The organism is Burkholderia sp. AU39826, assembly GCF_020419965.1.
Lineage (GTDB): Bacteria > Pseudomonadota > Gammaproteobacteria > Burkholderiales > Burkholderiaceae > Burkholderia > Burkholderia semiarida.
The window spans coordinates 604,865-626,336 of sequence record NZ_JAIZQG010000002.1; the positions used below are offsets into that span (position 1 = coordinate 604,865).

At 67.5% G+C, this 21,472-nt stretch carries 19 protein-coding genes; 13 read left to right on the forward strand and 6 right to left on the reverse strand.

Translation table 11 applies throughout. The features are described 5' to 3' along the window. Positions 1–28 precede the first annotated feature (28 nt). On the reverse strand, positions 29–1,528 hold the full coding sequence (locus LGM42_RS07645; protein ID WP_226231930.1) for a DUF1800 domain-containing protein: 1,500 nt from the start codon (positions 1,526–1,528) through the stop codon (positions 29–31). 134 nt (positions 1,529–1,662) lie between these two features. Beyond that, a complete protein-coding gene (locus LGM42_RS07650; RefSeq protein WP_059585169.1) occupies positions 1,663–1,941 on the reverse strand; it encodes a hypothetical protein in 279 nt (92 codons plus the stop codon). A 258-nt stretch (positions 1,942–2,199) separates the two neighbouring features. On the opposite strand from LGM42_RS07650, the gene ompR reads away from it, so the two are divergent. The 4 genes from ompR (at position 2,200) to LGM42_RS07670 (ending at position 5,678) form a co-directional block, all read left to right on the forward strand. Then, positions 2,200–2,934 carry a two-component system response regulator OmpR gene (gene ompR / locus LGM42_RS07655; RefSeq protein WP_006478565.1) on the forward strand — a complete coding sequence of 245 codons (735 nt, stop codon included), beginning with the start codon at positions 2,200–2,202 and terminating at the stop codon, positions 2,932–2,934. A gap of 40 nt (positions 2,935–2,974) precedes the next feature. Continuing rightward, positions 2,975–4,336 (forward strand): ATP-binding protein, encoded by a 1,362-nt coding sequence (locus LGM42_RS07660; RefSeq protein ID WP_059585168.1) that lies wholly within the window; start codon positions 2,975–2,977, stop codon positions 4,334–4,336. Positions 4,337–4,525: 189 nt separating this feature from the next. Continuing rightward, the gene (locus LGM42_RS07665; RefSeq protein ID WP_034207560.1) at positions 4,526–5,074 is read left to right on the forward strand and encodes a peroxiredoxin; all 549 of its coding nucleotides are present in this window, start codon (positions 4,526–4,528) and stop codon (positions 5,072–5,074) included. 76 nt (positions 5,075–5,150) lie between these two features. Beyond that, on the forward strand, positions 5,151–5,678 hold the full coding sequence (locus LGM42_RS07670) for a carboxymuconolactone decarboxylase family protein (protein WP_006478562.1): 528 nt from the start codon (positions 5,151–5,153) through the stop codon (positions 5,676–5,678). Positions 5,679–5,810: 132 nt separating this feature from the next. Here the strand turns inward: LGM42_RS07670 and ispF are convergent, their stop codons facing one another. Together ispF and ispD are read right to left on the reverse strand one after the other, a co-directional pair. Next, positions 5,811–6,296 carry a 2-C-methyl-D-erythritol 2,4-cyclodiphosphate synthase gene (gene ispF / locus LGM42_RS07675; protein ID WP_006488015.1) on the reverse strand — a complete coding sequence of 162 codons (486 nt, stop codon included), beginning with the start codon at positions 6,294–6,296 and terminating at the stop codon, positions 5,811–5,813. 27 nt (positions 6,297–6,323) lie between these two features. Then, complete coding sequence (gene ispD, locus LGM42_RS07680; RefSeq protein WP_059585166.1) at positions 6,324–7,034, reverse strand: 2-C-methyl-D-erythritol 4-phosphate cytidylyltransferase; 711 nt, start codon at positions 7,032–7,034, stop codon at positions 6,324–6,326. 107 nt (positions 7,035–7,141) lie between these two features. On the opposite strand from ispD, the gene mfd reads away from it, so the two are divergent. The 4 genes from mfd to LGM42_RS07700 all read left to right on the forward strand — a co-directional run bounded on the left by mfd (position 7,142) and on the right by LGM42_RS07700 (position 13,619). Continuing rightward, complete coding sequence (gene mfd, locus LGM42_RS07685) at positions 7,142–10,612, forward strand: transcription-repair coupling factor (protein ID WP_226231931.1); 3,471 nt, start codon at positions 7,142–7,144, stop codon at positions 10,610–10,612. 126 nt (positions 10,613–10,738) lie between these two features. Beyond that, positions 10,739–11,959, forward strand: coding sequence for an acetylornithine deacetylase (gene argE / locus LGM42_RS07690; protein ID WP_226231932.1), 1,221 nt, complete (start codon positions 10,739–10,741; stop codon positions 11,957–11,959). Positions 11,960–12,019: 60 nt separating this feature from the next. Further along, positions 12,020–13,039 carry a threonine/serine dehydratase gene (locus tag LGM42_RS07695; protein WP_124658588.1) on the forward strand — a complete coding sequence of 340 codons (1,020 nt, stop codon included), beginning with the start codon at positions 12,020–12,022 and terminating at the stop codon, positions 13,037–13,039. A 145-nt stretch (positions 13,040–13,184) separates the two neighbouring features. Continuing rightward, positions 13,185–13,619, forward strand: coding sequence for a DUF3574 domain-containing protein (locus LGM42_RS07700; protein ID WP_226231933.1), 435 nt, complete (start codon positions 13,185–13,187; stop codon positions 13,617–13,619). A gap of 84 nt (positions 13,620–13,703) precedes the next feature. Here LGM42_RS07700 and LGM42_RS07705 read toward each other — a convergent pair whose 3' ends face one another. Then, positions 13,704–16,226 (reverse strand): penicillin-binding protein 1A, encoded by a 2,523-nt coding sequence (locus LGM42_RS07705; protein WP_226231934.1) that lies wholly within the window; start codon positions 16,224–16,226, stop codon positions 13,704–13,706. Between the two features lie 487 nt (positions 16,227–16,713). Between LGM42_RS07705 and LGM42_RS07710 the strand changes: the two genes are divergently transcribed. The 4 genes from LGM42_RS07710 (at position 16,714) to LGM42_RS07725 (ending at position 20,117) form a co-directional block, all read left to right on the forward strand. Beyond that, positions 16,714–17,394: a PspA/IM30 family protein gene (locus tag LGM42_RS07710; protein WP_059585160.1), complete on the forward strand. Its 681-nt coding sequence runs from the start codon at positions 16,714–16,716 to the stop codon at positions 17,392–17,394. A gap of 91 nt (positions 17,395–17,485) precedes the next feature. Further along, a complete protein-coding gene (locus LGM42_RS07715) occupies positions 17,486–18,667 on the forward strand; it encodes a tetratricopeptide repeat protein (protein ID WP_226231935.1) in 1,182 nt (393 codons plus the stop codon). A gap of 238 nt (positions 18,668–18,905) precedes the next feature. After that, a complete protein-coding gene (mscL, locus tag LGM42_RS07720; protein WP_059585158.1) occupies positions 18,906–19,337 on the forward strand; it encodes a large conductance mechanosensitive channel protein MscL in 432 nt (143 codons plus the stop codon). Between the two features lie 333 nt (positions 19,338–19,670). Continuing rightward, positions 19,671–20,117 carry a hypothetical protein gene (locus LGM42_RS07725; protein ID WP_006488003.1) on the forward strand — a complete coding sequence of 149 codons (447 nt, stop codon included), beginning with the start codon at positions 19,671–19,673 and terminating at the stop codon, positions 20,115–20,117. Between the two features lie 66 nt (positions 20,118–20,183). Here LGM42_RS07725 and LGM42_RS07730 read toward each other — a convergent pair whose 3' ends face one another. Continuing rightward, positions 20,184–21,077, reverse strand: coding sequence for an NAD(P)-dependent oxidoreductase (locus LGM42_RS07730; RefSeq protein ID WP_104012063.1), 894 nt, complete (start codon positions 21,075–21,077; stop codon positions 20,184–20,186). Positions 21,078–21,254: 177 nt separating this feature from the next. On the opposite strand from LGM42_RS07730, the gene LGM42_RS07735 reads away from it, so the two are divergent. Then, a complete protein-coding gene (locus LGM42_RS07735) occupies positions 21,255–21,464 on the forward strand; it encodes a dodecin (protein ID WP_006493215.1) in 210 nt (69 codons plus the stop codon). Positions 21,465–21,472: the final 8 nt, after the last annotated feature.

The following is a 21,472-nucleotide window of genomic DNA, read 5'->3' on the forward strand; positions in this document are numbered from 1 at the left end:
GCGGCTGCCCACTTCGTCATCGTTCGCATCATTTCAGTTGATAGGCCGGATCCATCAGCAGCGCCTCGAGATACGCGCTGCCGGTCGAATCCGTGTCGATCGCGGCGACCGGAGAAAGCTGCAGCACCGCATGCTGCAACTGCAGCTCGGTCGACAATCCCGCGATCGCCTGCGGCCGCGCACGATACTGGGCCAGCCAGCGCTCGAGATCGAACCGCAGGCCGCCGCGCGCCGGCTTCGGTGGCGTGCCGCGCATGCCGGCCGACGCCGCGTCGGCCACCGGCATCGCCTGTGCCCGCGCGTTCGGCGGCGTCGGGACCGCACGGGCCGGCGGCCGCATGCCGGCCGTCTCGGTCGCGCGGAACAGTTGCTCGACGAACTGCTTGCGCGACAGCAGCGTGGTGCTGTTGATCCACAGCGCGCCGCCCGGCCAGCCCTTCACGTTCGGCGGATAGAACAGGTTCTGCCCGAGCGTGCGCACGGTGTTCGCGAGCATCAGCGGATCGCCGTACGCGACGTCGAACAGCCGCACCGAGCCGACGACGAATTCCACCGGCGACTTGACGAGCACGCCGCGGTTGCGCGGATCCCAGAACGCGTCGGTCGACCACAGCGCCGCGAGCGCCGCGCGAACGTCGTAGCCGCTCGCGCGAAACCGGTCGGCCACCGCATCGAGCGCACCCGGCTCCGGCGTATCGGACACGAACTCGCGCCACAGCTTGCCGGCGATGAAGCGCGCGGTGTCCGGCCGCTTCAGCAGGATGTCGAGAAAGCCGTCGCCGTCGAACGGCCCGGTTTCGCCGAGGATCGTCTTGTCACCGGCATCGTGCCAGTCGGGCCGCACCGCGAAGCGCAGCGTGTCGGGATCGACCGTCCAGCCCGTCATCGCGCGCGCGGCTTCGGTCACGTCGTGTTGCGTGTAGCGCCCTTCGCCGAGCGTGAACAGCTCCATCACCTCGCGCGCGAAATTCTCGTTCGGCCGCCCCTTGCGATTGCTCGCGCCGTCGAGATACTGCAGCATCGCCGGATCCTTCGCGACCGCATGCAGCAGCGTGCCGAAGTTGCCGAGCGCCTCGCGGCGAAACAGCGCGTTCTGCGCGGCCATCGTCTGCGGGTAAGGCACCTTGTCCTGCCCGGACGTGAAGTGCCCGTGCCAGAACAGCGTCATGCGCTCGGTGAGCGGCGACGGCGTCGCGACCATCTCGTTGATCCAGGCCGCCCGCAACGCATCGTAGCGGCGATTGCGCTCGCGCTGCTCGTCGCGCCGCATGTCGGGCGTGAGCGCCTGGCGCTGCGCGCGCGTCGGCGGCGGCTCGGCGAGCCAGTCGGGCCACGTCGTGACGGGCTCGCGCCGCGCATTGCCGAGCGTGTCGGCCACGACCTGCGCGCGCGTCATGCCGACGATGCGCGCGACCTCGGCGGGTGTGGGAGAGAAACCGGTGCGGCTGAGAAAAAACAGCGCGTCGTCGGCATCGAGCGGCGACTGCATGGCAGGCGACGGCGCCGGTGCGGCAGCGTTCGCTTTCATCGTCATGGACTCCCGGAACGCACCGGCGGTGCGGATGCCCGTACAACGGCATTCGGCGGCCGAAAGTTGACGGAAAAAGTGCTACGAATTCTTTCCGCGCGGGCACTTCCGCGCACGAAAAACGACGGCACGCATCAACGCTTGTACAGCTCGCGAACGGCGTCTTCGATGTGCTGGCGCAACAGGTGCCGCTCTTCGGGCGTCATGTGCCCGTCGCGGCGGCGCTGTTCGAGATCGGGAGGCACGGCGGAACGGGCCGTCATGTCGGCGGCGCGATCGGGTTGCGACGCTTTGCCGCGCGGCAGCTTGCGCGACGGTGCGCCCTGCTCGGGGCGCTGCGCATACGCGAAGTTCGACGCATACGGACCGGCAAGCGCGATCGTCAGCATCAGTGCAATCCGGGCAGATCGCATGACCGTCCTCGCTTCTTTGGTCGATTTGTTCCCTTCGTCACGCGGCAACCGGCTACCTCTGGTACTTGAAAAACCCTGCGGAATTCGGGTGTGCAAAGATGAAAGATGGAGTGCAGGGGAGTATCTACCGAATTTCGGCTTCGAGTAAAGGAATCTATATAGCCTGCCTTTACTCGGCGCGACACTACGGGTAAATTTTGTAACCGACTGTAACGCACGAAAATACGCGGCCGTGCGTCAATTCCCATTCGCGATAAGATGCCGATCATGGAAACGAAAAACCCCTCCAAGATTCTCGTCGTCGACGACGACCCTCGCCTGCGCGATCTGCTGCGCCGCTACCTCGGCGAGCAGGGTTTCAACGTCTACGTCGCGGAAAACGCGACCGCGATGAACAAGCTCTGGGTACGCGAGCGTTTCGACCTGCTCGTGCTCGACCTGATGCTGCCCGGCGAAGACGGCCTGTCGATCTGCCGCCGCCTGCGCGGCAGCAACGACCGCACGCCGATCATCATGCTCACCGCGAAGGGCGAAGACGTCGATCGCATCGTCGGCCTCGAGATGGGCGCCGACGATTACCTGCCGAAGCCGTTCAATCCGCGCGAGCTGGTCGCGCGCATTCATGCGGTGCTGCGCCGCCAGGCGCCGGCCGAACTGCCGGGCGCGCCGTCGGAAACCACCGAGGTGTTCGAGTTCGGCGAATTCTCGCTGAACCTCGCCACGCGCACGCTGACGAAGTCCGGCCAGGAAATTCCGCTGACCACCGGCGAATTCTCGGTGCTGAAAGTCTTCGCGCGTCATCCGCGCCAGCCGCTGTCGCGCGAAAAGCTGATGGAACTCGCACGCGGCCGCGAATACGAAGTGTTCGACCGCAGCCTCGACGTGCAGATCTCGCGCCTGCGCAAGCTGATCGAACCGGATCCGGGCAGCCCGCGCTTCATCCAGACCGTCTGGGGCCTCGGCTACGTGTTCATCCCGGACGGCGCCGCCTGAGTTTTTTCTTCCCGGTTTCGCCCCGCCCACGGCCCGTCCCATGCGTATCGACCGGCGCCTTCTGCAGCTCGCGTTCGGCGGGCTGTTCTGGCGCACCTTCCTGCTGATCGCGCTGCTGATCTCGGTCAGTCTCGCCGCGTGGTTCCAGAGTTTTCGCGTGATCGAGCGCGAGCCGCGTGCGCAGCGCGTCGCGCTCCAGCTCGTCGCGGTCGTGAAGCTCACGCGCACCGCCCTGCTCTATTCCGATCCCGACTTGCGGCGCGCGCTGCTGCAGGATCTCGAGAGCAACGAGGGCGTGCGCGTGTACCCGCGCGAGAAAACCGACAAGTTCAAGCTGCAGCCCGACGAATCGCTGAACCGCCTGATCGAGCACGACATTCGCAGCCGCCTCGGCGACGATACCGTGATCGCGCAGTCGGTCAACGACATTCCCGGCGTATGGATCAGCTTCAAGATCGACGACGACGATTACTGGGTCGCGCTCGACCGCGACCAGCTCGACAACGTCACGGGCCTGCAGTGGGCCGGCTGGGGGCTGTTCGCGCTCGCGCTGTCGCTGTTCGGCTCCGCGTTCATCACGAGCCTCGTGAACCGGCCGTTCTCGCGGCTCGCGCTCGCCGCGCGCCAGGTCGGTTCGGGCCAGGCGCCCGAGCCGCTGCCCGAGCGCGGGATGGGCGTCGCGGCCGAAACCAACCGCAGCTTCAACCAGATGGTGCGCGACCTCGAACAGCTCGAGGCCGATCGCGCGCTGATGCTCGCGGGCATCTCGCACGACCTGCGCACGCCGCTCGCGCGGCTGCGGCTCGAAACCGAGATGAGCCCGTCCGACCAGGCGACGAAGGATGCGATGGTCGACGACATCGAGCAGATGGACCGCATCATCGCGGCCTTCATCGACTACGCACGCCCGTCGCAGCGCAAGCCGGAACCGGTCGACCTGTCGTCGATCGCGCACGAAGTCGCCGCGCGCGTGTCGGGCGAGGACGGCGTCGAGATCCGCACGCGCCTCGCGCCGAGCGCGATCATCGAAGCCGACGAGACCGACATGCGTCGCGTGATCGGCAACCTCGTCGAGAACGCGCGCAAGTACGGCCAGAGCAAGCAGGACGGCATCTCGCGCATCACGCTCGAGACGCGCGTGTCGCATGCGCGTGTCGAACTGGCGGTGAGCGACGAAGGCCCCGGCATCCCGGAGGATCAACTGCCGCTCGTGATGCGGCCGTTCTACCGCGTCGACACCGCGCGCACCAAGGCGGACGGCACGGGCCTCGGGATGGCGATCGTGCTGCGGCTCGTCAGCCGTTATCGCGGCGCGCTGCGCCTGCGCAACCGCCACCCCGAAGCGGGCCTGGAAGTCACGCTCGAGTTCCCGGGCGCCGGCAAGGCGCGTGCGACCGCGTGACACGCTCGCGCACGCATCTTGCGCGTCACACTATCGGCCCGGTTGATAAAAGCTATGAGGGTCGTTAGTCAAAATCTATTGAAGTGCCTTATTAATAGTGTTATAGTCTTCGGCATGCTGTCACATCATCGTTGCAGCACCGAGGTAGCTTGACTCAGTCTTCTTCCCAACTCACACAGGAGTATCCGCATGAAAACCGTGGGCGATAAACTCGAAGCATTCACCGTCGTAGCCGCGAAGCCGGGCTTCAACAATCATGAGGAAAACGGCCAGTCGGCGTTCGAGACGATCACCGAAGCGTCGTTCCCGGGCAAGTGGAAGATCATCTACTTCTATCCGAAGGATTTCACGTTCGTGTGCCCGACGGAAATCGTCGAATTCGCGAAGCTCACGAAGCAGTTCGAAGAGCGCGACGCCGTCCTGCTCGGCGGCAGCTCGGACAACGAATTCGTCAAGCTCGCATGGCGCCGTGAGCACAAGGATCTCGACAAGCTGAACCACTACTCGTTCGGCGACGTCAAGGGCGAACTGATCGACCAGCTCGGCGTGCGCGACAAGGAAGCCGGCGTGGCCCTGCGCGCGACGTTCATCGTCGATCCGGACAACACGATCCAGCACGTTTCGGTGAACAACCTGAACGTCGGCCGCAGCCCGGAAGAAGTCCTGCGTATTCTGGACGGCCTGCAAACGGACGAACTGTGCCCGTGCAACCGTGCAGTCGGCGGCGCAACGCTGTAAGCGCATCGATGCACGAAGCCCGCGGCGCACGTCCTGCCTGCGGGCTTTTTTAACGGCCAACCCATAGGAGATATCAATGGAATTCATCGACTCGATTAAGGCACGTATCCCCGACTACGCGAAAGACATTCGCCTGAACCTCGACGGCACGATCTCGCGCTCATCGCTCGAAGGCACCGACGCGGTCGGCGTGGCGCTGGCGGCGGCCATCGCGGCGAAGAGCACGGTGCTCGTGAAGACGATCCGCGAAGCCGGCGTGCTGTCGCCCGAAGAGACGAACGCCGTGCTGACGGCGGCCGCGCTGATGGGGATGAACAACACGTGGTATCCGTATGTCGAGATGGCCGACGACGCCGACCTGAAGACGCAGCGCGCCGAATTGCGGATGGGCGCGTATGCGACGCACGGCGGCGTCGACAAGCGCAAGTTCGAGATGTACGCGCTCGCCGCGTCGATCGTCGGCAAGTGCCACTTCTGCGTGAAGTCGCACTATGCGCTGCTGAAGAACGAGCAAGGGATGACCGTCACGCAACTGCGCGACGTCGGCCGCATCGCGTCGGTGATCAACGCCGCCGCGCAGGTGATCGCCGCCGAAGGCGAATGAGCGAATGAGCGGCTGCGCGGCGCTCGCCATACGCGGCGCCCGCTTCCAACGAAAATGCCACGCATGCGCGTGGCATTTTTCATTTCGGCGGCGCGGCATGCGGCGCGAACCGCACGCCGCCACGGCCGGACGTCAGCCGCCCTGCTTCACCAGCAGCGCGGCGGCCTGCGCCTCGATCCCCTCGCCGCGGCCGAGATAGCCGAGCTTCTCGTTGGTCTTCGCCTTCACGTTCACGCGCTCGAGCGGCAGCCCGAGATCCGCGGCGATGTTCGCGCGCATCCCGTCGATATGCGGCGCGAGCTTCGGCGCCTGCGCGATCACGGTGCTGTCGACGTTCTGGATCGTGAAGCCGGCCGCCTTCACGCGCTCGGCGCACGCGCGCAGCAGCACGCGGCTGTCGGCGCCCTTGAACGCCGCGTCGGTGTCGGAGAAATGGCGGCCGATGTCGCCGAGCGCCGCCGCGCCGAACAGCGCGTCGGTGATCGCGTGCAGCAGCACGTCCGCGTCCGAGTGGCCGAGCAGGCCGCGCTCGTACGGAATCGTCACGCCGCCGATGATGAGGGGGCGCCCTTCGACGAGCTGGTGCACGTCGTAGCCTTGTCCGATTCTGAAATCCATGCGTGTTCCGATTGAGAGAAGTGAAAGTCAGGAAGCGTTTTCGGGGCGCGCGAGGATCGCCTCCGCGAGCGCGAAATCTTCCGGGTACGTGACCTTGAAGTTGCGCAGGCTGCCCTGCACGACGCGCGGCGTATGGCCGGCCCATTCGATCGCGCTCGCTTCGTCGGTCAGGTCGTGCCCTTCGCGCTGCGCGCGCAGGATCGCTTCGCGCAGCATGCCGATACGGAACATCTGCGGCGTCTGCGCCTGCCACAGCGCGTCGCGCGGCTCCGTGCGGGCGATCGCGTCGCCGCCGGCCGGCACGCGCTTGAGCGTATCGGCCACCGGCAGCGCGACGATCCCGCCGACCGGGTCGTCCTTCAGCGTCGCGACGAGCGTGCGGATCAGCGCCGGCGTGATGCCCGGGCGCGCGGCGTCGTGCACGAGCACCCAGTCGTGGTCGGTCGCGCCGAATTCCGCCAGCTCCAGCAGCCCGTTGAGCACCGACGCCTGCCGCGAGCCGCCGCCGCAGCGGCGCACCGCGAAGCGCAGGCCCGCGAAGCGGCGCGCGTCGAAATGGGTATCGTCGGGCGCGAGCACGACGAGCGTCTGCGCGAACTCGCTGCACGCGTCGAACGCGGCGAGCGTGTAGTGCAGCAGCGCGCGGCCGGCCAGCGTGCGGTATTGCTTCGGCACGGCCGAACCGGAACGGCTGCCCGTGCCGGCACAGGGAATCAGGGCGAAAAGTCGGGGAGTCACGAAGGGAAACGCCGGAAAGGTGAAATCGAGAAGCGGATTTTATAATAGGTCTTTCGTCTCGACCGGCGCACCGCGATGCGCCCGTGCACGCCACCCCTGTCGTCCCTATGCCAGATAACGCTTCCACCCCGTCCGCTTCACCCGTTGCCCGCGTCAAGCCCGGCCAGCGTTTCGCCTTCGACGGCGCGCACGGCTCCGCCGACGCGCTCGCCATCGCCCGTTATCTCGCCGAAAACCGCCAGGACGTGCCGCTCCTCGCGGTGATCTGCGCGAACGCGGTCGACGCGCAGCGGCTGTCGCAGGAAATCCGCTACTTCTCGCCCGACGCGCGCGTGCGCCTGCTGCCCGACTGGGAAACGCTGCCGTACGACACGTTCTCGCCGCACCAGGACCTCGTGTCCGAGCGGCTGGCGACGCTGCACGACCTCGGCGAGGGCCGCTGCGACATCCTGCTGGTGCCCGCGACCACCGCGCTGTACCGGATGCCGCCCGCGTCGTTCATGGCCGCGTACACGTTCGCGTTCGCGCAGGGCGAGCGGCTCGACGAGGCGAAGCTGAAATCGCAGCTCACGCTGGCCGGCTACGAGCACGTGAGCCAGGTCGTGCGGCCCGGCGAATACTGCGTGCGCGGCTCGCTGATCGACCTGTACCCGATGGGCTCGCCGCTGCCGTACCGGATCGACCTGTTCGACGACCAGGTCGACTCGATCCGCGCGTTCGACCCCGACACGCAGCGCAGCCTGTACCCGGTGCGCGACGTGCGCCTGCTGCCCGGCCGCGAGTTCCCGTTCGACGAGGCCGCGCGCACGGCCTTCCGCAGCCGCTGGCGCGAAACCTTCGAGGGCGACCCGAGCCGCGCGCCGATCTACAAGGACATCGGCAACGGCGTGCCGTCGGCCGGCATCGAGTATTACCTGCCGCTGTTCTTCGACGAGACGGCCACGCTGTTCCACTACCTGCCGCAGGACGCGCACCTCGTGTTCACCGGCGACCTCGAAGCGTCGATCCGCCGCTTCACGGCCGATACGAAGCAGCGTCACGCGTTCCTCGCGCACGATCGCGAGCGGCCGATCCTCGAGCCGCAGCGGCTGTTCCTGTCCGACGAGGATTTCTTCGCGTTCGCGAAGCCGTTCGCGCGCGTCGTGCTGCCCGCGCAGCCGGCCGGCGGCTGGGCGACCGCGCTGCCCGAGCTCACCGTCGACCGCCATGCGGAGGATCCGCTCGCGTCGCTGCGCACGTTCGTCGAATCGTCGGGCAAGCGCGTGCTGCTCACCGTCGAATCGGCCGGCCGTCGGGAAACGATCCTGCAACTGCTCGCGGAACATCACCTGCGGCCGTCCTCGAACGACGATTTCGCGAGCTGGCTCGCGAGCGACGCGCGCTTCGCGCTCGGCGTCGCGCCGCTCGCGAACGGTTTCGCGGTGCCGGGCGAAGGCTACGCGATCGTCACCGAAACGGAGCTCTACGGCGCGCTCGGCCGCCGCGCGGGCCGCCGCCGGCAGGAACAGGCGAGCAACGTCGACGCAATGGTGCGCGACCTGTCCGAGCTGAAGGTCGGCGATCCGGTCGTGCACGCGCAGCACGGCATCGGCCGCTACATGGGCCTCGTGTCGATGGATCTCGGCGAAGGCGAGACCGAATTCCTGCATCTCGAATACTCGGGCGACAGCAAGCTCTACGTGCCCGTCGCGCAACTGCACGTGATCTCGCGCTACAGCGGCGCCGATCCCGACAGCGCACCGCTGCACGCGCTCGGCTCCGGCCAGTGGGAGCGCGCGAAGCGCAAGGCCGCGCAGCAGATTCGCGACACGGCCGCCGAGCTGCTGAACCTGTACGCGCGCCGCGCGGCCCGCGAGGGCCACGCGTTCGCGCTCGACCCGCGCGACTACGTGAAATTCGCGGAAAGCTTCGGCTTCGAGGAAACGCCCGACCAGGCCGCGGCGATCGCGGCCGTGATCGGCGACATGACGAGCGGCAAGCCGATGGACCGCCTCGTGTGCGGCGACGTCGGCTTCGGCAAGACCGAGGTCGCGCTGCGCGCCGCGTTCATCGCGGTGATGGGCGGCAAGCAGGTCGCGCTGCTGTCGCCGACGACGCTGCTCGCCGAGCAGCACACGCAGACCTTCGCCGACCGCTTCGCGGACTGGCCGGTGCGCATCGTCGAGCTGTCGCGCTTCAAGACCGCGAAGGAAGTGAACGCGGCGATCGCGCAGATCAACGAAGGCAGCGTCGACATCGTGATCGGCACGCACAAGCTGCTGTCGTCGGACGTGCAGTTCAAGCGCCTCGGCCTCGTGATCATCGACGAGGAGCACCGCTTCGGCGTGCGCCAGAAGGAAGCGCTGAAGGCGCTGCGCGCGGAAGTCGACGTGCTGACGCTCACCGCGACGCCGATCCCGCGTACGCTCGGCATGGCGCTCGAAGGGCTGCGCGATTTCTCGGTGATCGCGACCGCGCCGCAGAAGCGGCTCGCGATCAAGACCTTCGTGCGCCGCGAGGAAGAAAGCGTGATCCGCGAGGCGATGCTGCGCGAGCTGAAGCGCGGCGGCCAGGTGTACTTCCTGCACAACGAGGTCGAGACGATCGAGAACCGCAAGGCGATGCTCGAGGCGCTCGTGCCCGAGGCGCGCATCGTGATCGCGCACGGCCAGATGCACGAGCGCGAGCTCGAACGCGTGATGCGCGATTTCGTCGCGCAGCGTGCGAACGTGCTGCTGTGCACGACCATTATCGAGACCGGCATCGACGTGCCGAGCGCGAACACGATCATCATGCACCGCGCGGACAAGTTCGGCCTCGCGCAGCTTCACCAGTTGCGCGGCCGCGTCGGCCGCTCGCACCACCAGGCGTATGCGTACCTGCTGGTGCACGATCCGCAGTCGCTGACCAAGCAGGCGCAGCGCCGGCTGGAAGCGATCCAGCAGATGGAGGAACTGGGCTCGGGCTTCTATCTCGCGATGCACGACCTCGAGATCCGCGGCACCGGCGAGGTGCTCGGCGACAAGCAATCGGGCGAAATCCACGAGATCGGCTTCCAGCTCTATACGGACATGCTGAACGACGCGGTGAAGGCGCTGAAGAACGGCAAGGAGCCCGACCTCACCGCCCCGCTCGCCGCGACGACCGAAATCAACCTGCATGCGCCCGCGATCCTGCCGGCCGACTACTGCGCGGACGTGCAGGAGCGGCTGTCGCTGTACAAGCGGCTCGCGAACTGCGAGCACGGCGACGCGATCGACGGCATCCAGGAGGAACTGATCGACCGCTTCGGCAAGCTGCCGCCGCAGGCGCACGCGCTCGTCGAGACGCACCGGCTGCGGATCGCCGCGAAGCCGCTCGGCATCGTGAAGATCGACGCGAGCGAGGCCGCGATCGGGCTGCAGTTCGAGCCGAACCCGCCGATCGATCCGATGCGGATCATCGAGATGGTGCAGAAGCATCGCCACATCAAGCTCGCGGGCCAGGACAAGCTGCGCATCGAGACGCGCTCGCCCGACCTCGCGATCCGCGTGTCGACGATCAAGGAAACGCTGCGCGCGCTCGCCCCGAAACAGGGGGCGGCCGTCGCGGCCCGTTGATGCAGCGCCGACGCGGCGCCGATGCGATCCTGACGGGCGCGACGTTGCTGCACCGCATCGCGCCCGGCGAAGGCGGCCGGGCGCGTTTTTGAGTATGATTTCTCATTCATCAGACGGAGTTTTGCCATGTCCACTCTCGACGCGACGGCGCCGTCCGCCGCCACCGAAGGCGATGCATCGCTCGTCAGCCTGCCCTGGGTCAAGCAACTCGTGTCGATGGACACGACGAGCCGCGTGCCGAACCTCGGCCTGATCGAGACGGTGCGCGACGCGCTCGCCGCGAAGGGCATCGCGTCGACGATCACGCACGATGCGCGCGACGGCTGGGCGAACCTGTTTGCCACCGTGCCCGCGCACGACGGTTCGACGAACGGCGGCATCGTGCTGTCGGGCCATACCGACGTCGTGCCGGTCGACGGCCAGCAATGGGACAGCAACCCGTTCGCGCCGGAAATCCGCGACGGCCGCCTGTACGGCCGCGGCACCTGCGACATGAAGGGCTTCATCGGCGCGGCGCTCGCGCTGCTGCCCGAGATGCAGGCGACGAAGCTCTCGCAGCCGATCCATTTCGCGCTGTCCTACGACGAGGAAATCGGCTGCGCGGGTGCGCCGCTGATGATCGCCGATCTCGTGAAGCGCGGCGTGCAGCCGTCCGGCTGCATCGTCGGCGAGCCGACCAGCATGCGGCCGATCATCGCGCACAAGGGCATCAACGCGTACCGCTGCTGCGTGCGCGGCCACGCCGCGCATTCGTCGCTGACGCCGAAGGGGCTCAACGCGATCGAGTATGCGGCGCGCCTCATCTGCCACATCCGCGACATCGCCGAGCGCTTTCGCGCCGAAGGCCCGTTCGACGAACTGTACGACGTGCCGTTCACGACCGCGCAGACGAGCACGATCCAGGGCGGCAACGCGATCAACACCGTGCCGGCCGAGTGCCGCTTCGACTTCGAATTCCGCAACCTGCCGACGCTCGATCCCGAACAGATCTTCGCGCGCATCGAAGCCTACGCGCAGGAAACGCTGCTGCCGCAGATGCTGCGCGAGCATCCGGGCGCCGCGATCGAGTTCTCGAAGATCGCGGCGGCGCCCGGCCTCGACGCGACCGAGCAGGCGGCGATCACGCAGCTCGTGCGCGCGCTGACGGCCGACCAGGACAAGCGCAAGGTCGCGTACGGCACCGAGGCCGGGCTGTTCGCCCGCGCGGGCATCCCGAGCGTCGTGTGCGGGCCCGGCAACATCGAGCAGGCGCACAAGCCGAACGAATATGTCGAGCTCGCGCAGCTCGCCGGCTGCGAGCAATTCCTGCGCAAGTTCATCCGCAGCATGTCGGTCGACGCGCACTGACTACCTCCCGCCACGCCGGCCCGCGTGCGCGGGCCGGCCCACTCCGCCACCCGCCACGTCATGTCGACTGAACAACAGGGCACGGCCCATACGACGATCGACGGCGAGCCGATTCCGACGCTCGACGAAATCGCCGCGCAGCATTTCGCGTTGTCGCCGTGGGTCGCGCGCACGCCCGTATTCGAGCGCGCCGACCTGCCCTCCCTCGAAGGCACGCACGTCAACTTCAAGTTCGAACTGCTGCAGGCGAGCGGCAGCTTCAAGGCACGCGGCGCGTTCACGCACGTGCTCGCGCTCGACGAAGCCCGCAAGAACGCGGGCGTCACCTGCGTGTCGGCCGGCAATCACGCGGCGGCCGTCGCGTACGCGGCGATGCGGCTCGGCAGCAGCGCGAAAGTCGTGATGTTCCATACCGCGAGCCCGACGCGCATCGCGCAGTGCAAGCAGTACCGCGCGGAAGTCGTGCTCGCGGGCAGCGCGTCGCAGGCATTCGACCTGGTGCGGCGCATCGAGGCCGAGGAAGGCCGCTTCTTCATTCATCCGTTCAACGGCTATCACACGATCCTCGGCACCGCGACGCTCGGCTACGAATGGGCGACGCAGACGCCGGACCTCGACGCGGTGATCGTGCCGATCGGCGGCGGCGGGCTCGCGGCCGGCATGGCGACCGCGCTGCGGCTCGCGAATCCGCGCGTGCACGTGTACGGCGTCGAGCCGGAAGGCGCCGACGCGATGAGCCGCAGCTTCGCGGCCAATCACACGATCAAGATGAGCGCGATGCAGTCGATCGCCGATTCGCTGATGGCGCCGCATACCGAGGAATACAGCTATCAGCTGTGCCGGCGCCATCTCGATCGCATCGTCACCGTCTCCGACGATGCACTGCGCGCCGCGATGCTGTTCCTGTTCTCGCACCTGAAACTGTCGGTGGAGCCGGCCTGCGCGGCCGCGCTCGCGGCGCTCCTCGGCCCGCTGCGCGAAACGCTGCAGGGCAAGCGCGTCGGCGTGCTGCTGTCGGGCACGAACACCGATCCCGCCACGCTCGGCATGCACCTCGCGCATGCGCAACTGCAGCACTGACCACGCGTCGTGCGTTCGCGGACCGACCGGGGGTTATCCCCAGATTATGTTGACAGCCCTGTTGATAACCCGCCGGACAAGCGCGCAAGTGGTTGAGCGGGCGGCGTTTTGCGCGCGCGAAGGTCGATCGTCACGAAATGGGCAGATGCGGCGGCTGGCCGCATGCGCTGCGGTGCTCGCCCTGCTCGCCGGTTGCGCGGCGCCACCCTCGTCCACCTTCCCCGCGCAATCTGCGTCCTGCGCGCGGCCGGGCGAAAGCCGCATGCTGCAGGCCGACCTGCTGTTCGGGCGCGACATCGCCGGGCGCGGCCCCGTCACCGATGCCGAACGCGCGGCATTCCTCGCCGACACGGTCACGCCCCGCTTCCCCGACGGCCTCACGTACTGGGACACGCACGGCCAGTGGCGCGACCGCGCGAGCGGCGCGATCACGCGCGAAGACAGTTTCGTGATCCGTATCATCGCCGACGATACGCCGGACACGCGCGCACGGCTCGCCGCGATCCGGCAAGCGTACGTCGAGCGATTTCATCAGCAATCGGTCGGCATGACCGTCGTGCCGGCCTGCGCGTCGTTCTGATTCACCGTCTTTGCTGCCCGGCCGCACGCAAAAAAAACGGGCGCCCGAAGGCGCCCGTCGCATGCGCGGAGAACGGCGTATCGCTTACTTGCTCTCGAACATGTCCATGATCTGCTGCTTCTCCTGCGGCGTGACGGGCGGCGGCGCCAGCCCTGCCGCGCCGGCCGAACCGAGGGCGTCGTTCGCGCTGATCGCGTTCTCGGCCGGGTTGATGTCGACGTTCGCGACGAAGCCGTTGCCCGGCGTGCGATCGGCGTAGTACAGCTCGCCGTCGATCGTGGTCAGGCCGTCCGGCATCGGCATCTGCTGCTCGGGCACGCCGTTCAGCGCGGTGCGCATGTAGTTCACCCAGATCGGCAGCGCGAGCTGCGCGCCGAATTCGCGGCTGCCCAGGCTCTTCGGCTGGTCGAAGCCCATCCAAGCCACCGCGACGAGCGACTGCTGGTAGCCGGCGAACCAGCCATCCTTCGCATCGTTCGTCGTACCCGTCTTGCCCTGCAGGTCGTTGCGGCCCAGCGCGTTGGTGCCCGCGCCCGTGCCGGCCGTCGCGACCGAATGCAGCAGGCTGTTCATCACGTACGCGTTGCGGCCTTCGATCGTGCGCGGCGCCGTGCTGCCCGCGACCACCGGCTGCGACTTCTGCATCGGCTGACCGCGCGCGTCGTCGACTTCGGCGATCAGGTACGGGTCGACCTTGTAGCCGCCGTTCGCGAACACCGCATAGCCGGTCGCGAGCTGCAGCGGCGTCACGAGCCCCGCGCCGAGCGCCATCGGCAGGTACGGCGGCGTCTTCGCCGGATCGAAGCCGAAGCGCTGCGTCACGTATTGCTGCGCGTACTGCGTGCCGATCGACGCGAGGATCCGGATCGACACGAGGTTCTTCGAACGCTGCAGGCCGGTGCGCATCGTCATCGGGCCGTCCGGCTGGTCGTCGTCCTTCGGCTCCCACGCGGTGCCGCCCGGCACGCTCGGCGGGAAATACAGCGGCGCGTCGTTGATCATCGTCGCCGGCCCGAGCCCCTTGTCGAGCGACGCCGAGTAGATGAACGGCTTGAACGACGAGCCCGGCTGCCGCCACGCCTGCGTCACGTGGTTGAACTTGCTCTTGTTGAAGTCGAAGCCGCCGACGAGCGAGCGGATCGCGCCGTCCTGCGGCGCGATCGCGACGAGCGCGCCTTCGACCTGCGGCAACTGCACGACCTGCCAGCCCGTCTTGCCGTCCTTCAGCACGCGCACGACCGAGCCCGGCTTGATGCGCAGCGCGTTGTTCGCGCGCGGGCCCAGCGCGGCCGACACGAAACGCAGCCCGGCCGGGCCGATCGTCGTGGTCGCCCCGCCGACGAACTGCACCTCGACCGCGTTCGGCGATGCCGACAGCACGACCGCCGATTGCAGGTCGCCGTTGTCCGGGTGGTCGGCGAGCGCGTCGTCGATCGCCTCGTCGCGCTCGTCGCCGGTCGCGGGCAGGTTGATCGACGCTTCGGGGCCGCGATAACCGTGGCGGCGCTCGTAGTCGAGAATGCCGCGACGCACGGCCTGGTATGCGGCTTCCTGGTCGGCCGAATTGATCGTCGTCGTGACGGTCAGCCCGCGCGTGTAGGTTTCGTCCTTGTATTGCTCGTACATCATCTGCCGCACCATCTCGGCGACGTACTCGCCGTGCACCGCGTATTGATTGCCCGGCGTGCGCACGTGAATCTCTTCCTTGATCGCTGCGTCGTACTGCGGCTGCGTGATGTAGCCGATGTCGAGCATGCGCTTCAGGATGTATTCCTGACGCACCTTCGCGCGCTTCGGATTGACGACCGGGTTGTACGCGGACGGCGCCTTCGGCAGCCCCGCGAGCATCGCCGCTTCCGCGAGCGTGATGTCCTTCAGGTCCTTGCCGAAGTACACGCGCGCGGCGGCCGCGAAGCCGTACGAACGCTGGCCGAGATAGATCTGGTTCATGTACAGCTCGAGGATCTGGTCCTTCGTCAGGGCCTTCTCGATCTTGTACGCGAGCAGCATTTCGTAGATCTTGCGCGTGTAGGTCTTCTCGCTCGACAGGAAGAAGTTGCGCGCGACCTGCATCGTGATCGTACTCGCGCCCTGACGCGCGCCGCCGTGCATCAGGTCGGCCACGCCCGCGCGCAGGATGCCGAGGAAATCGACGCCGCCGTGCTCGTAGAAGCGGTAGTCCTCGATCGCGAGCACGGCCTTCTTCATCACGTCGGGAATGTCCTGGAAGCGCACGAGGCTGCGGCGCTCCTCGCCGAACTCGCCGATCAGCACGTGGTCGGCGGTGAACACGCGCAGCGGCACCTTCGGCTGGTAATTCGTCAGCGCATCGAGCGACGGCAGTTGCGGCGCCATCACGACGAGCGCGTAACCGACGATCAGCGCGCCGACGACCGCAAGCGTCGCGATGAGGCCGACGAACCACAGCGCGACGCGCGAGCCGAACGTGCGGCGGCGCCCTCCGCCTCCGCCGCCGCGCTGCTGCGCACGGCGGCCGTCGTCGCGATCGTCGTCATCGGGGTAATAGGCTCCGGACGGCGAACGGCGCAGCGTGTAGTGGGGTTCGTTCCTGTCGGAAGAAGAAGGCGGTCGTTTGATAATTGGCATGTCGGAATGGCGGGCGGTCGTGGCGCCCTCGGACGCATGCGGAAATGCAAGCGGATGAATCAGAGTGGGTGCATCGAGATGCGGCTGTCACGTCGACAGACCCCGCCGCGCGGCGATCCGTTCCCGCGACGTGACAGCGCATTTTAATGAAATCGACCGGGGGCCTTCGCGATTTTTTGTAAAAATTCCCGCAATGCCGTGATTTCCGGCACGTATTGTCGGCATCCTCGGCCTATGATGGACACGCGACACGGCGCGTGCGCACGCGTTTCTTTCAGCCGCGAAAGGTTTGGCATCCTGATGCACGAGCCGCTTGAACTCGCGCGTTTAAGCCGTATTTAAGTGAACCGGTGGTGTAATATCCGCCGGCTCACGCGGGCCGGAACCGTAGCGGGACCGAAGCGGAACCGTAGCGGGACCGTAGCGGGACCAGCTCGCAGCGGGCATTGCCGCGGTCACGCGGCGCCTTTCAACCACGGAGGATTTCATGTCGCTTTTCGACTCTATTTCGCGCACGATCAAAGGCCTGCTGAACGATGCGGCCGATTCGGTACAGGATCCGTCGCGCGACGCACGGCAGATCGTGCGGGAGCTCGACGACAGCATCGGCCGTGCCGAGAATTCGCTGATCGAAATCGAGGCACAGGTCGCCACCCAGCGCAGCAAGCGCGATGCGGCCGACGACAAGGTGAAGAAGTACGAGGACGGCGCGAAGCGTGCGCTGCAGGCCGGCGACGAAGCGCTCGCCCGCGAGGCGCTCGCCGCACAGTCCAACGCGGAAGCCGAGCGCGATGCGCTCGCGGCCGAACTGGCGACGCTCGAGCCGTCGGTCGACAAGCTGAAGGGGCAGATCGCCGACATGCGCCAGCGCCGCAACGACCTCAACGCGCGCTCGAACATCCTGCAGGCCAAGCAGGAAATCGCGCAGGCGAAGGACGTGGCCGCCAGCGCGCTGGGCGGCATCGGCGGCAAGAACCTGTCCGAGGATTTCCAGAAGCTCGAGGACAAGGTCGCGCTGCAGAACGCCCGCTCGGACGCGCGCCTCAATTCGGCCGACACGTCGAGCGGCAAGGCGCTCGAGGACAAGCTCGCCGCGTTGAACAAGGGCCCGTCGGTCGAAGATCGTCTCGCCGCGCTGAAGAAGCAGCTCGATACGCCCGCGCAGTAACCGCCGCCGCGAGCCCCCGCGTCGCGCCCCGGCCCGGGCGCGCGGCGCGAACCGATCGTCAGGAGACGGGCGCCTCGCGCCCGGTTCGACCATGAAGAAATCTCTCGCCGCACTCGGCCTCTCGCTGATGTTGCTGTCGTCCGCCGCGTTTGCGGTCCCGTCGCTGCAGCAGGTCGAGCAATCGATCGCGCAGCGCAACTGGCAGCAAGCCGACACGCAGTTGTCGCAAGTCATCGATGCCCATCCGAACAACGCGCACGCGCGCTACCTGTATGCGCAGGTGCTGGACCGGGAAGGCCGCGCGTCCGACGCGCTCGCGCAACTGCAGCGCGCGAAATCGCTCGATCCGCAACTGAAGTTCACCGACGCGTCGCGCTTCGCGCAGACGGAGTCGCGCATTCGCGCCGATGCCGCGCGCGTGAGCGGCAACACGCCGTCGGCCACGCAGGCGGGCACCCTGCAGCCGGGGCCCGCTCCCGCCGTCGCGCCGGCCGAAAAACACGGCCCGTCGACCGGCATGTGGATCGGCCTCGGGCTGATCGTCGCCGTGATCGCGCTGGTGCTGCGCTGGACGCTGCGACGCGCGCGCACGGCCGACGACGGCCGCGCCGACGACGAACGCCGCACGCAGCTCAAGCGCGCGACCGACGTGCTGAACGACATCCGGCCGCTGAAGCTCGATGCGAAGCTGTCGACGGCGCCCGGCGCCGCGGCGCTGACCGGCGAGCTCGAAGCGATCGAGAACGACGCGCGCACGCTCGTCGAGACGCTCTCGAGCGGCAAGAATCCGGTGCCGCCGTATCGCGTCGATGAACTCGAACAGCGCCACGCCAGCGTGAAGGCGCGCGTCGAAGGCCGTCCCGACCCGGCGGCGCAGCCCGCGGCGCCGGCGAACGGCAGCGGCTCCGTGTATGCGCAGGAAGCCGACCGCATGACGGGCGCCCAGGGCCAGCCGTATCAGCAGCAGCCCTATCCGCCGCAACAGCCCTATCCGCAACAGCAGCCGCCCGTCGTGATTCAGCAAGGCGGCGGTTTCGGCGGCGGGATGGGCGGGCTCCTGACCGGCGTGCTGCTCGGCGAAGCGATGTCGGGCGGCCGCGAGCGCGTGGTCGAACGCGACGTGATCGTCGACGGCGAACGCCACCGGCAGGAGGCCGACCCGGGCTTCGACCTCGGCCGCGGCGACGATTCGAGCTGGAGCGACGGCAATGGTGGCGGTGGCGGCATGGACCTCGGCAGCAACGACGACGGCTGGACCGACGACAACACCTGAAGCACCGACGGCCAGGCGTCGACGTCCGTCTCGACGCCCGGCCGCGCACGCCGCGCGCTGCCGCATGGCCGCCCGCTGCCGATGCGCGGATTTGTCAATCATTTCAAGATGGACTACCGGCAATGGGGCACGTTCGCTATCATGCGGCCATCGGCGTGCCACCGACCCTCATTCGACGCAAGGCAATCCTGCGCGTCGCGGCACGCCTCCCCCGCCCCCAAACAGGAGAAAGCCGCTCATGAGCATCATCAAGGAATTCAAGGAGTTCGCCGTCAAGGGCAACGTGATGGATCTCGCCGTCGGCGTGATCATCGGCGGCGCGTTCTCGAAGATCGTCGACTCGGTCGTGAAGGACCTCATCATGCCGGTCATCGGCGTGCTGACCGGCGGCCTGGATTTCTCGAACAAGTTCATTCTGCTCGGCACCATCCCCCCGTCGTTCAAGGGTAATCCCGATTCGTTCAAGGACCTGCAGGCCGCGGGCGTCGCCGCATTCGGCTACGGTTCGTTCATCACCGTGGCGATCAATTTCGTGATCCTCGCGTTCATCATTTTCCTGATGGTGAAATTCATCAACAAGCTGCGCAAGCCGGAAGAAGCCGCGCCGGCCGCGACGCCGGAAGACATCGTGCTGCTGCGCGAGATCCGCGATTCGCTCAAGCAGCGCTGATCGCGCCACGCTTCGCGTGCCAGGCCCGCCCCGTGCGGGCCTTTTTATTGCGCATGCGATGCACCGCCGCATGCGGCCCATCTCACTTTTTTGTGACGGGCGAATGCACGCGCGGGAAAAGCAGGTCTATGATGGAGACTAAACGACAGTACGGGCGCCAAGACGCTGGCTGTGTCGATCATGGCGAGCAGGTCGACGGGAGACATTGATCGTCGTACTGCACGAATGCAGCATTTTCGTGTGCTATAAAGGATCGACATGCGGCGTACATAGCCGGGAGTGGGTCGCATGAAAGTGCCGCATTTCTTGCAATTGTTTTTGAGGCGAGTGTTTATGTCCTTCCCGAAAAAACGTCGGCGTGCGCCGCAGGATGGCCAGGAGTCGTTCCTCGCGGTCTTGCGCCACTCGAAGCCGTTTGCCCAGCTCGACACCAAGATTGCCCGCGCCCGCGCGCAGGACGAGCCCGTCCTCTATGCGCACGTGCTGCCCGGCCTCGACGTGCTCCTGTGCAGCGTGCGCGGCGCGCAGCCGCCCTATCCGGCCATCGCCGAGCTGCGCAAGCGCTGCATCGAATCGATCGCCAACGCGCTCGAGCAACCCCTCGACGGCCTCGAGAACGGTGGTTACTGGTACGAAGCGAACGGCTTCGGCTTCCTCGTGTTCGCCAGTCGCGCGCGTGCGCGCATCCTGCCCGAGTTTGGTGCGGGCACGAAAGCGAGCCTGCGCGGCGGCCTCGGCCGCCAGAACGCCGGCGATACGACACCCCGCTCGCTCGGCTGATCCGCCAGTCATTCGATGGGCCGCCTCCGGGCGGCCCATCTGCCATTCACGCGCCCTGCTTGCCCGTCACGGCGCCTGCCGGCGACCGTTGCCCGGCCGCACGATGTCGATGAACGCGGCGAAATCGGCGCCGGCCAGCCCCTGCGCGGCGCCGAGCCTCAGCACCTGCTGCACGGTGGCCGACACGGGCATCACCGCGCCCGTGTCGCGCGCGGCGTCCGCGATGGCGTCGACATCCTTTTGAAACGTACTCAGCGCGCCGATCGCAGGATGGCCCCCCGACGTCATGCGCGGCACGAACGTCTGCAGCAGCACCGAATCGGCCCATCCGCCGGCCAGCGCCTCGGCCAGGCGCGCGGCGTCGATGCCGCTCGCCTGCGCCAGGCCGACCGCCTCGGCGATCGCGGTGACCGTCGCGGTGACGATCGCCTGGTTGCACAGTTTCGCCGTCTGGCCCGCCCCCGCGTCGCCCATGTGCGTGATGCGCGACGCGTACGTATCGATCAACGGGCGCACCGCATCGAGATCGGCCGCGCGGCCGCCGGCCATCACCGCGAGCGTGCCGGCCTGCGCGCCCGGCACGCCGCCGGACACCGGCGCATCGACCCAGCCGACGCCGAGCGCGGCCGCACGCGCCGCATAGTCACGCGTGACGGCGGGCGGAATGCTCGAATGATCGACGATGCGCCGCACGCGACGCGCGCTCGCGTCACCGGAAAGCAGCCCGTGCTCGCCGAACACGACGTCGCCGACCGCCCGGCCGTCGAGCACGCACACGAACGCCGTCTCGACGCGCTCGGCCAGCTCGCGCGGCGTGCCGACCACCTGCGCGCCGTCCTTCACCAGCGCCTCGGCCTTCTCGCGCGAGCGGTTCCACACGCTCACGCGATGCCCGGCCGCCAGCAAATGCCGAATCATCGGCGCGCCCATCAAACCCGGTCCGCAAAATCCGACTTCCACGTTCGTCGTCTCCGATATGGGTTGCAGTTGCCGCCCATCATACCTATCACTCAAGAAGCCGGGCACGCACGCGCAACCGTAGCGGAACCGTAGCGGAACCGTAGCGGAACCGTAGCGGGACCGCCTCGGGACCGCACCTTGCACCGGCAAAACAGATCGATATCCCAGGGAGGCATCATGAGCGACCACGTGTACAAGATGATCGAGCTGACCGGATCGTCGCGGCAATCGAGCGACGACGCGATTCGCAACGCGATCTCGAAAGCCGGCAAGACGCTGCACAACCTGCACTGGTTCCAGGTGACCGAAACCCGCGGCCACATCGAAGGCGATCAGGTTGTGCACTGGCAGGTCACGCTGAAGGTCGGCATGCGCATCGACGACTGACGCGCCCG